This is a genomic window from Aquipluma nitroreducens (assembly GCF_009689585.1).
GTDB classification, from domain to species: Bacteria; Bacteroidota; Bacteroidia; order Bacteroidales; family Prolixibacteraceae; genus Aquipluma; species Aquipluma nitroreducens.
Genome location: NZ_AP018694.1, coordinates 5,489,536 through 5,502,250, shown reverse-complemented (window position 1 = coordinate 5,502,250; position 12,715 = coordinate 5,489,536). Strand labels below are relative to the sequence as shown.

Genomic DNA, 12,715 nt, shown 5'->3' with positions numbered 1-12,715 from the left:
AATGTGAAAGGCAGTCAAAACATAATTCACACCGCGATTTTTAATTTCGAATACGGAAGTACAGCTTCTGCGTCGAGGTGTAATGATTTGATTGAATCTATCTTTAACGCTCAGATTTTGCCTGAACTTGAAAAAGCCATTTCCCGGAAAATTCAGGATGGATTGTTGATTGAGTTATCGAAACTGGAAATAAACATTGGCAATATCCATGAAAGGGATATAACTGCAAACCTGGCCAGCCGAGTCCGGTTATCACTTGAAGAAGCGCTGCATGGCAAATTCAATATAAAATCAGGTGTTGGCAACACCATTGGTGAAGCACAAATAAATGGCGAATATCTTCTGGAATCGATCGAGACATTTTTAAAAAATGGCTATTTCCTTTTTGGGTTTGCTCAGTCAACCACAATCGACGACCTAATCGAAGATGCACTGCGCAACAACAAAAAAGATCTCATTGACCTTCTGCTAAAGCATAAAAATCAGGAACGTTTTTTACGAAGAATGGCTAATAGTTTAAGCTTGATTACCTATGATAATCTTCTTGAAGCCGTTGCGCCTGATAATTACAATTGGATTATTGCCTTTCGAAAAGCTTTAGTTCAAGCCTGCACTGATGCAAAATTAGATGCGTTCAAACGTGGAAATCTGACCCAAACAATTAACTATTCTATTTTTAAATATCTACTTAACGAAACGAGCCCAATTTTTTATCGGGAAAAATTTTCGAAAAGTATTTTTCATGAGTTATCCATTGGTTCTGCAGATGAAATACAGGCACTTATCCATTCAATTGAAAATCAAAATGATACAAGCACAGGCACAATATACGAAGCACTTACAGTGCTTGAAAATGATCAGGAGCGAAGTTTTGGAATTGAACAGATTCTGAAACTGTTAAATGCCGGGAGCTTCCATTCCAAAAATGCCAATCGCGATCAGCTGAAGGATGAAATTATTCGGTCGATACGAGACCAATCGACCCGAGACGCATTTATAGAAAGATTAAGCGAAATGGGATTAATTCAGCTGATTCAAATTTTTGACCCGAATGCACAAGACTTATACAAGTTAATCGCTTCTTTTTCTGAAAGATTTGAGCACCAAAACAGCCTAAAGACAATAATCGCTGAGCATGTGCTATTAACAGTAAATTATCTGAACGAAAGTGCCATTCGTCAATTGAATAAAGAAGAGTATCTTTTATTCCTGATGTATGCCTTTCCTGACAGGCAATTAAACACCGAGGAATTACTCGATTTTGCAAAAACTCAAAAATCCATCGACAGCAAAAAGTTGGGAGCATTGATAGCCGCAGAACAAAACGATCAGGAAATTTCAGGCTTATCCCAATTACTTACAAAAAGACAGAAAAATCCAAAGATTTATCAAGCTGATAATCAACTGAGCAACAAGCTCACTGCTGAGTTTATCGAAATGTCGAAACGAAAAATCATCAGTAATTTTCTGGATTCCGGTGAGCTATCCACGACATTTTATGATTTAAGCATAAATGATATAAAAACAATTTTTGAAGAATTCATTTTGCAGAAAGATGATTTTCTGAAGCGAATTATACATCGAAATGCAAATTCTCAAAAGTTGATTGATCGATTACTTCTCCTGACCTCCAAGGAAAATGAAGTCAATCTTTGGGATTATCTCATTCACTTTTTCCCAGAGGAATATCGAGTCTTTACTGAAATAATAGCGAAAGAACGACATCAACTTTTGGCAGAAGTTAGTGAAATAAGCTCAAAGAACAATTTGTTTATCAGGATTTTGGCAGAAAGTAACGGAGGATCTTTACCAAATGCTTTTGTTGTATCAGTTATTGAAAATCTTGCCGATCAGTTTGCAGTTAACCCGGTTCAATTCATTCAGATTTGGACCTCAAAAATCAGGAAAGAAGTGGGTGTAATTACTTTAGATAACCACATAAAGAACTTGATCGAACGAGACTTAAAGCAACTTGTTAATCGCTTCAGCTTATCAGAAAACACAGAATCTTTGCCTGAATATGATTCGAAACAACTGGTAAAAAAGATCATTCTTCATTTCAATATCGACCCAACTGTGTTTATGGAAATGATTCGTAAAAATACAGTTCATCTACGATTGATATACACCTTACTCAAGCTTTATGTCGAGCCCAGTCAATGGATCTCTGTTGAGAAAGCTTTTTTATCCGAATTCGACTTAAAAAATAGAATTGTTGATTTCCAACAATATCAGGATCCTTCTTTGATGCACATCATGCCTGAAGATGCTTTATCTCAGGAATTGCCCTCCATTCAAATAGATTCCGATATACTCCGCAAGATCGTTTCAAGTCAAGACAAAGCAGGAGTATACATCGCTGAGCTTCTGGCTTTTTCGCCGGGTTATTTAACAGAGAAAGTAAATCCTGAATGTTGGAAATCTATAACATTAAGTTTTGCCGCACTGAATTCAATGGAGGAGAAAGAATTCAACCCGCTCGAATTTGCAAAAGCGTTTGCAAAGCATCTGCTTCAAAAGCTCAAAGCAGTGAACGAGGAAGAAATGTATTACCTCCTGCTCGACCAAATGAAAGCTTCAGATTTGCAGAAAATCAACGAATTATACAATTTATTGCAACTGCCAGATAAAAGAGTATCCTATTCACGCAAAGGCAACTCATCGAAAGTAGGTCGATCTGAAGTCGATTTGTCAGGCGAAAAACTATCTCATTATTTTTCTATACTTAAGTTTTATGCAGCCAACGGATTTCTTCCCTGGTGGGCCAACCAACTGTCATTTACCGAGATCATTGAAGGTTTAAATGCAACTGGTGATCAGTACCCACGCGAATTTGAAGAAATGTTCCTTCAGGCGGAGAAAGAAGATCAATTGTTTGAAAAATTAATTCTAAATATTCCGGAATACTTAAGCGTTAAATTCGATCAAATTATGTCGAAACATCTTAATTTAAAAGAGGTTTGGCAAACAGTTCGTTCGAAGAAAAACCATCAGAACAACGACCTTCAAAATGCAAAAAACATAAAGTCCGACTTACTCAAAAAGCTCTATGCATTGAGTAACGATGAGATTTTACTTGTTTTGAATTTAAAAAATAGTGATATCTCAAAACAGGTGAAAGCTTATTTAAACCTTTCATCCTATTTCTATTTCAGGCATATCAATCCAGCACAGTGGCGAAAAATGGTTTTGGAATTTATTATTGATTATAATTCGGCCACGACAGAATTTTCTGAAAGCAAGTTTCATTATGACTTTTTAAATCACTTAAAATCAAATGCTTCTCAAATCAATTGGGAGAAAACACTAAGCCAGGTTTACCAACTTACGCTTTTGTCCAAATCAGACAAAAATGTTGTATTCCCTGAAGTTCTTAAACAACTAATCAACACTAAAACCGATAACTCTTCAGCAAAAATCGAAACTATGGATACAAACAACGAACTATTTGCTGATAAATCAGGAACTGAAGTTCAAATTTACAATGCCGGATTAATCTTGTATTGGCCATTTCTGACAAGGCTTTTCGAGATTCTTTCATTTGTCGAAAGTGGCAATTTTGTTGGCGATGAAAGCCGAAACCGGGCGGTTTACCTGCTTCAATACCTGGCCACCAATCGTATCGATTTCCCTGAGAACCTGTTCGTATTGAATAAATTACTCGTTGGAATGGATGTTCAGGAGATCCTTTCGCCAATTGTTGAATTAACCGAAGATGAAATGGCAAGCGCCGTAAGTCTGCAAAACGGACTCATTAATAACTGGGAGAAAGTCAGAAACTCTACTCCGGAAGGTATTCAGGAAACTTTTGTGCAACGAGAAGGCATTTTGAGATTTGATGCTGATAAAATAACGCTTGTGGTTGAAAAACATGGAGTTGATGTATTACTAGAATCGATTCCCTGGAATATTTCGCTGGTAAAACTATCGTGGATGACGATGCCGATTTACGTGGAATGGGTCTAAGTATTCTTAATATTTTAATATGAAAACGCTAATGAAAAGCCTGATGCAAATAAGAAAAATGTTCCCGAAACCAGGATTTATAATCTTGATTTTTGTTGCTTGTTTGGTGCAAACCGAAACGAGTGCTCAGGTTACAATAGCACCTTCGAAAATTAATTTGGAACCAGATTCGCCACAAAAACCGGACAAGGGCATTTTAAAGAAAATTGTAAAACCAATTAAGTTTAGAGCGAACAGAGATGCAACGGAAACCGAGCGGATCTACAAATTTCTGAATGACCGACTAAATAAGCAACTGAACATTGATACGGCTACAGTGAATCAGATAATGGTTGAATTTAAGGCTCTTGTTGCCCAAGACGCATCAACAAAGGAATCAATTAAATCGATTATTAAAACTCATGATCTGGATAAAATAGCAAACCAATCGGTTCTCAATGATTTAGTAAAACAAATGGGTGCAAGTTTTGATTCGTTAAGAACTCAAATGAGTGCAGTTATTCAGGAGGAATCGAACAATAACAGTCAGGAAAAGAGGGATCTAATCTCCAAAAACAGCGATATTCTGAAAGATGTACGAGAAGTTCAGTATTCAACGGCCTCTAATTTGGCCGGAACAAACAGCTATGTCAAAAAAGATACGATTTACTTCTTCAAAAGAAGTTTAAATCAGAAGATTAAGGTTATTGCATGGCAAAGTCCCGAAATGAATGATGAATTCAAGAATTACAATTACAATTATTTATCATCCATCAATTTATACGGTTATGACTTGTCTACTAAAGGAGAGAATAGGAAAGCAAATGATATTCTGAAATTTCAGGAAAAAGGAGGAATAATAGAGCTTGCACAAAGTAAAGGGTGTGATGTGCACCTTACCGTTTATAACCAGAATGGTGCCGATATAAAAAAGTTTCTGGGTGATAACCTTGCGCAAAAGGAGCTACTCATCAAGCTAGATACCTTAATTAGCAAGAGCAAGCTAAAAGGTATAAACATCTATTTTAACGATGTTTCGGAACCAGATGTTTTTGTTCAATTTATAAAAGCACTGCGTGAAAACTTAAGAATGATGAGTAGTGCAATTGAGCTTAACATTACAATTCCGGCAATAACGAACAACGATGTAAGCTTAAAATCGATAAGTGGGTACAATTTTCATGAACTTAATTCATTGGTTGACTACTATTTCGTGATGACCGATAAAATTACAGATTCAGAAAGTGGAATCGCACAATCGTCATCTCCACTTTTAAACAGTGATAAATACGGGAAAAGCTCCATTGAATCGGCCATTGGATTTTATGCCAACGGGAAAATACCGGTTTCAAAACTTATTATGACTGTTTCGTACACGGGGACTCTGTGGCAAGTCGACAATTTCGAAGGTAATCCGCCAAACTCGACAATTGAACAAGAACTTACTTACGATGACATTATCAAAGATTACCTAAATAAAACAGTCAATAAAAGCAGTGTATTCCAGGGTTTTGATCCGGACCAGATGGCTAGCTATATAAATATCATGGGGCCGAATCCTGCAGATAAAGAACAAATATGGTATGAAGATTTTAGGAGCTTATACCAGAAATACGATTGGGCGCTTGGAAACGGACTTGGTGGCGTATGCATAAAAGGGATTGGAGAGGATGACGGTTATTCGGAGTTATGGGATGCAATTGGAGCTACGCTTATCCGAATTGATACTATTCATGTTGATAAAAAGCATGTTGTAGTTAAGCCAGCGCTGACTTTGAGCCATTATGTGAATTTATTTATTGAAGACTTTCAGTGGGCGATGGAAAGCAAACTAAATTATAAAGATCCCAAAACAGAAAATTCGATCTGTGAATGCGGTTATAGCCCAAGTTATTTAAAAACATATCGAAACTCACCAACGCTTTGGACAGATTACCAGGAATACGACATGGATAACGTCAACACCCTTGATAATTCGCTTCTTTGTTATTACTTATGGGTTAGGTGGGAAATATATTCCATTTTTTCAAAGTGGTGCTGTATTATTTGCTTCATACTATTACTGCTTACATGGGGCTTTTCTTCACATTTGGCCAGGTATAAGCTCAGCAACGATACAACCCTAAATATTATGCTGGTTTCCAGAGGTGTATTTATCTTCACTTTATTCTTTGCTTTCGGGTTTTACTTGATTTTTGCTCCACAAACGACCATTTTGGAAGGAGCCAACCATGGAGCTAAATATTTTTTGATAATTGGAATTATCTTTTTGACTGGAGTAATTGGGGCATGGATTGTCGCCCACAAGTTGTATAAAAACAGGTATGCCCGAAAAAACATGCCTTAAGCATAAACCATTGAAACTCTCAATAAAATGTAGGGATAGCTAGAAAAACTTAAAACTGAAAATTATGAGTACACAAGTAGAAAAATCACCTGGAGACAAAAGCCGGTCGATGGCATTGACGAATTCTCAAAAACAAAATGTTTCAGAAGCGAATCCTCAGTTTACAGACAACAGGGCTGAAACCGGTATGCAGCGAAATTTGCAGGTGATGGCCAATACTGGCAGCCATAACAGCCATGCCGTTCAATTACAGGCTATAGCAACCAGTTATTCGAATCATACCATTCAGAAAAAAAGCCCTGAAGACGAAGAACTTCTTCAGGGGAAATTCAATACGATCCAAAAGCAGTCGATGGAAGAAGAAGAATTGTTGCAGGGAAAATTTGAAACCGTACAAAAAAAGCAAAATGAAACGGGATTACCTGACAATTTAAAATCAGGAATAGAAAATCAGTCAGGAATTTCGATAGATGATGTAAAAGTGCATTACAATTCGGATAAGCCAGCTCAGTTAAATGCACATGCCTATGCACAGGGAACCGAGATTCATGTTGCACCCGGTCAGGAGAAACATTTGCCTCATGAGGCCTGGCATGTGGTTCAGCAAAAGCAAGGTCGGGTAAAACCTACCATGCAAATGAAAGGCAAAGTAAATGTGAATGACGATGAAGGTTTGGAAAAAGAAGCGGATGTAATGGGGGCAAAAGCGCAACAAATGAAATCCGGAGAAAACCTTGCTCTGGAGTCAGTCAATTCGTTTACGCCAGAAATTCAAATGGTGCTGATTGATCCAACTAAAAGCGACTTAAATGCTTCGTTGACCAAGCAATACCATGATGAAGAAGATAACGGCGATGCTTGTTCTGTTTCCAGTAAATCAATTTCAGTTCATCAGCAAGCGATCGACCATTTTAAAAGTGCAATAAAATTGCGAAAGCGAGCTGGCAAACTACACCAGGACGAAGATGGCGGTCACATTCTTGCTATTAGCACGCTAAGTGATAAAATTCAGAAAAGAAAAGAAATAATTGCAGAACTCAGCCCCAAAGCTTCAACTTCCAGCCCTAAAGTTAAATCAGAAGGTAAAAAAGGGCCATCAAATTGGTTCGGTCAGAAACCGATGGGAACCGGAGGACAGGCATCGTGGTTGCCGGGGAATCAGTCTGCCTGGGAACCTCGCAAAACCGGTACTTAGGCTAAAATATATTATTGTCATGCATTAAAAGGTTTGTTTTAACCAATCAAAAAATCAAAATACAGAAAGTGAATACACGCTCAGACAAAAAGCAGGAAAATAAAGTCGGTACACGGCTGAATGAGTTTCGCCAAAGCAGGAATGAAAACACATCTTCTTTTCAGTTTACGGATAACCGTCCGGAAGTTATTGCACAGCTTAAATTGTTTGAAATAGTCAATAGAAATAGTCACAAGGATTTATCCTCCGAATTTGGTGCATATAGTGGCAGCCAATCAACACTTCCCATACAGCTTAAGAGTTCTTCAGACACTGGAGTGGTTCAACTCAATGGTGAAGGGAAAGCGGTTGTTGATGATTTGACGAACCCAAAGTGGCAGCCCCCGGGAAAACGCGAAACTAATGCCGGCAAGAAGGCCATAACTGGTGCTGAACTCAAAATTTTGTTACGTGGCGCCGCTACCGCTGCCTGGAAAACATACGCATTTCATGCCACCAAATCTTCGAATGTAGAAAGCATTGCCAGCAGTGGACTGGATCCCAATCGTGGCGGAACCGGAGCTGCTGAAGGAAATGCTCAATTCGAAGCCCAATCAAAAGGCAAAGTACACTATACCCGAAACCGAGGTTTAGCTGAAGATTATAAACGCCATTTTGAGGGAGGAACTCCTTTTGGAAGAAAAGACCCTAACCCGGAACCTGCCGAAGTGCTAAAACTAGCTATTCCAAGAAGTGTAGCTGATAATGAAGAAAAAGACCCTGACAGCAGAGTTTCTGATCGTGCTTACCGAACTACAGAGGCAATTCCCGGAAACAATATCCGCAGTACAAAACCAAAACCGATTCCACCATCTCGTGCTCAAAAACGCGGTAAGGGCAAAAATAAGCCACTAAAACCGGGCGAAAATGCCGAGGCATGGAAAGATCATTTTATACGCGCTTTTGCAGATACTGACGCATTACACAGCAATATGCCCACATCTGCTACGAACATACTCTATGACATGATGCAAAATGGTCTTGATGTAAACGTTGTGTACCACATTTTAAAGCAGGCACTTCAATCAATGCCGGCATCCGATATTCTGGAATTCACTCCTGAAGACCGCGAGTTAAATCCTCGTCTATACCAAAGCAATGATATTGATAATACAGGTGATTTTCTTCCAATGAAATACATATGAATCAAAACAGAAACCACATTAGTCCTGACTTGTGACATTTAGTGCGGTAGCAGATTCCATTTGGTAATAAGGTTTGCAAGTTGGCTATTCATGATTTCCTTTGTGGGGGATCGGAAGACAAATGTTTGTTTGGTCAATCGGTCTTGAATATGGGTTTCTGTTATGTTCCAGACAAGGAACCGGATTTCCCTCAATGATAATTTGGTGATTATTTCCAGGTATTTTTCTGCTATCAGAGCGACAAAACAAATCAGTACGTGAGCCTTGATCGCTTCTTGTTTTTGATGGTATATTGGGCGGGTTTGCAAATCAAACTTACTCATGCGGAACGATTGTTCAATGTGCCAGAGCTGGTGGTAACGGTCTATGACCATTTGGTTGGACAGTTGTTGTTCGGGCAAGTTGGTGCAATACCCCTTAATTCCAAGCAACAGCCTCCTTTTTTCTATCAATGTCGTGTTGAGTTCTATTTTTTCTTTAGTAACCTTCCTGACAAATTGAGCCTTCACTTTCAGTGACTGCTTTGCCACCAGCTCTTCGGCTTTTTGAACAAGCTTGTTTAGCTCGTTCAATTCCTTTTTATACCGTTTGAGTGAAAAATCGCACACCAAATAACCGTATCGCGATGGAAAGCGGGCTATGGCACCGTGTTTCCCGTTCAATGTTGCATGGATTTGTTTTACCAATCCAAGTTCCGCATTGGCCAGCCGTGCACCAACAATGTACGATAGTTTCTTTTCCCTGAGTTCGGCAAGCCTTTCTTCATCCAGCATTGCGGCATCGGCTACAATAATTGGCCGTGTCTGCGGGTGGGCTGAGGTAAACGTTTCCACAACCGGGAGCATTGTCTTTCCTTCGAATGTGTTGCCTGCAAAAACCTGATACGACAGTGGAAACCCTGTTTGTGTTACCAGCAGCCCGATGACAATTTGGGGTTGCTGTGACTTGTTGTCCTTTGAGAACCCTTGTATTTTAAACTCATCGGCCTTAAACGACTCGAAATACAATGTGGTAACATCGTACAGCACAAAATAGAAAGGTTCATTGAACTTCTGTTGTGCCACCCTGTAAGCACATTGCTCAATATCTGCCTTGTATGCTGACAACTTTGGAATATTGCGGTAAATCCGTTGAGAATATTTAATGCCGAAGTAATATCCCAGCAGTTCAACAGAGCGGAGTTTTGAAGCAGGCTCGATAAGGCGCATAATGGCCAGATCAAGCAACAGGCGGGGAAGATGGGATAAACCGCATTCATCGAAACAGCCCATGAAGAACCGAAAAGCAAAGTGGTGCGTCACCCCAATGCATTCGCCCCTGTCTACAACTAAAAGTTTTTGTTTTTGGGCAGGGAACAACGATAACTGGGCGGTTTGTTCATCGATCCATTCCAATGCCCTTTGCCTCAAAACAGCCTCTTCTATCTGGTCTTTGGCGCTACCAATATGTTTGCCTACAATCGATCTGTGACCAACATACCTGACAACCTGAACCGCAACAGATCCCGACTTAGTTTTGACTTTTCGTACTGAATACATACCGCAAAATTAGGCGTTAGTGCGGTGAAATCAATAAATATTAATTGCTAAATTGTTAATAATGTGGAATTTAAAAATTGATCTCTGTGGAAAAATCAAAAGTGTCACAAGTCAGGACATATGAATCAAAACAGAAACCACATTAGTCAATTCTATTTAGTAATGATTCACACTGATGATTACCTGTTCTTCTGTTTTTTTTGACATTGATTCGGAAACGAATGAACGAGGGATGCCGCAATTTTATTTCTTATGTAAGTTTTTGAAAAACAAAATCACATTTTAGATGCAGTTTCCCAATCCCCACAAAGAGGCTGAAACAAGTTTAGGGTGACTTGCCGGGCAATATCAAGTTGACATGAAACTAGTAGTTTGGGGTCTTTTCCCCGGGGAACCGATCTGACCATTCTTTCCAGAAGAGACCAACTTCTGATTTCATTTCTTTATGTAGCATCAGTATCCCGAATAAATTCGGAAGTGTCATCAAGGCAATTGTGATTCCTGAAAAAGTCCAAATAATAGTTGTATCCGTAAACGAAGCAAGAAAGAATCCAATCACATAAACAATCCGGAAGTATATATCGCCCTTTACTCCAAACAAGAAAATTGTGGCGCGTCCGCCATAATACGACCAGGAAATGGCTGTTGAAAAGGCGAATAACAAAATCCCAATCGAAACAATGTACCGGCCATAATCGCCAAACCAGCTTTCAGTAAAAGCTTCAGTTGTTAAGGCTGCACTGTGAATTAGTGATTTACCTTTAAATAGTAGATTTTCAGTATTTGTAATTCTTCCGTTTTGCACCGGAATTTCGCCAGTCAGGTTCTTCCCGTTTTTCAGAACGACAACATCTTCAGCCAATGATCTGGAATTAACTACTGTGACTTCGTTCGTAATACGACCATCAGTAACCAGCAAATTACCGGTAAACATATCCAGTTCTTGTTTCCCGGCAATGTAATTATACAATAAATCTTTCCCTTCCTGATTTTGATCGGTATAAACCCCGTTCAAAATACTCATGTCAGAATATTGAAACTGATTATCAATCTTTTTTGTCCAGGCACCCGATGATAAAATAACCATTCCGGTGAGCATACAAATAATGATGGTATCAATGAATGGTTCGAGCAAGGCAACCAAACCTTCTGAAACGGGTTCGTGGGCTCTGGCAGCAGCATGTGCAATAGGTGCAGACCCCTGCCCTGCCTCATTCGAAAATAATCCGCGGTTTACTCCCCGGTTAAAGGCAAACGAAAATCCAGCTCCAAGAAATCCGCCAACAGCAGCAGTACCAGTAAAGACATCACTGATGATCGATGTTAATGAAGGGATGATATTCTGATAATTGTATCCAATAACTCCTATCGCTCCAATGAAATAGATGATAGCCATTATGGGAACGAGCTTTTCTGTAATTTTTGCAATTCGTTTAATTCCTCCAATAATTACAAAAGCCAGAATAACAGATAATACAGCACCTGTAACAATTGGAGCTATTCCAAAAGTGCTGAAAGCCGAGCTGGCAATGCTATTAATTTGAGGAAGGCTACCAGTTCCAAACGAGGAAAGTATAGTGGCAATGGCAAAAATTACAGCCAGCCATTTCATGTTCAGACGGTTCTTCATGTAATACATGGGTCCGCCTGAAACACTGCCATCTTCGGCTATTTCGCGGTATTTATGCGAAAGGGTAACTTCAACAAACTTGGTAGTCATACCGATTACGGCAGTCATCAGCATCCAGAACAAAGCTGCTGGTCCTCCTAAATGGATTGCCAGCGCCACGCCGGCAATGTTTCCAGTACCTACAGTTCCTGACAAAGCGGTGGCCAATGCCTGAAAGTGTGATGTATCGCCTACATCACTTTCACGATCAAATTTTCCCCTGACGATGCGGAAGGAATACTTTAAATACCTGAATTGTGGAAATTTCAGGTAAATGGTAAAAAACAAGCCTGTCCCAAGCAGGAAATAAACAAACCATTGAGAACTACCAACATAATTATCAATTAAGGTTAAAAAATCGTTCAATTGCTGCATATTTCTGCTTTATAAATGATCAATGGGTGATAAAAATAACAATAACTTTTAAACCTGAAATATTATCTTCATAAACTAATTTGAAAAATGACTTTGCATTTGTACAAAAAGTTATTGATTGTTAAAGCCATAAAATAGGTTCGGAATCATGCGTAAAATTCCTATTTTTATCTAAATTTGTTTAAACAATTCACCAAACAGAAAATTATGCTACCAAAATTTTTGCTTGCCGACAATTCACAGGAAATGCCTGATATGCTTTATGTTGTTCACAACGAGAATCCACGTTTTATTGTTGGAAGCGACATCGAAGATTTCTCTGCAAATCAGACGATTTACTGGATCGACGAAAAACCCAAAGACAAAGATCTTATTACTCAATTGCTTGAAGAAGCTGAAGAGTTCCTTGAAGCTGAGTTAGAAAATCAGGATAATTATTTTGAAGACGGGGAGGACGACTAA

The 12,715-nt window shown here is 38.9% G+C and carries 7 protein-coding genes; 5 read left to right on the top strand and 2 right to left on the bottom strand.

Going from position 1 to position 12,715, the window contains the following annotated elements; genetic code table 11:
* The first annotated feature begins 3 nt into the window (after window positions 1-3).
* From AQPE_RS22955 to AQPE_RS22940, 4 genes are all read left to right on the top strand, one after another.
* Window positions 4-3,966 carry a contractile injection system tape measure protein gene (locus tag AQPE_RS22955; RefSeq protein WP_318348810.1) on the top strand — a complete coding sequence of 1,321 codons (3,963 nt, stop codon included), beginning with the start codon at window positions 4-6 and terminating at the stop codon, window positions 3,964-3,966.
* A 19-nt stretch (window positions 3,967-3,985) separates the two neighbouring features.
* Window positions 3,986-6,292 carry a glycosyl hydrolase family 18 protein gene (locus AQPE_RS22950; RefSeq protein ID WP_318348809.1) on the top strand — a complete coding sequence of 769 codons (2,307 nt, stop codon included), beginning with the start codon at window positions 3,986-3,988 and terminating at the stop codon, window positions 6,290-6,292.
* Between the two features lie 64 nt (window positions 6,293-6,356).
* Complete coding sequence (locus AQPE_RS22945; protein WP_318348808.1) at window positions 6,357-7,487, top strand: eCIS core domain-containing protein; 1,131 nt, start codon at window positions 6,357-6,359, stop codon at window positions 7,485-7,487.
* A gap of 68 nt (window positions 7,488-7,555) precedes the next feature.
* The gene (locus tag AQPE_RS22940; protein WP_318348807.1) at window positions 7,556-8,671 is read left to right on the top strand and encodes a hypothetical protein; all 1,116 of its coding nucleotides are present in this window, start codon (window positions 7,556-7,558) and stop codon (window positions 8,669-8,671) included.
* A gap of 38 nt (window positions 8,672-8,709) precedes the next feature.
* Here AQPE_RS22940 and AQPE_RS22935 read toward each other — a convergent pair whose 3' ends face one another.
* On the bottom strand, window positions 8,710-10,209 hold the full coding sequence (locus AQPE_RS22935; protein ID WP_318347493.1) for an IS1634 family transposase: 1,500 nt from the start codon (window positions 10,207-10,209) through the stop codon (window positions 8,710-8,712).
* Window positions 10,210-10,573: 364 nt separating this feature from the next.
* Window positions 10,574-12,253, bottom strand: a complete 1,680-nt coding sequence (locus tag AQPE_RS22930; protein ID WP_318348806.1) for an alanine/glycine:cation symporter family protein — start codon at window positions 12,251-12,253, stop codon at window positions 10,574-10,576.
* Between the two features lie 207 nt (window positions 12,254-12,460).
* Between AQPE_RS22930 and AQPE_RS22925 the strand changes: the two genes are divergently transcribed.
* Entirely contained in the window at window positions 12,461-12,715 is a 255-nt protein-coding gene (locus AQPE_RS22925) for a hypothetical protein (protein WP_318348805.1), read from the top strand.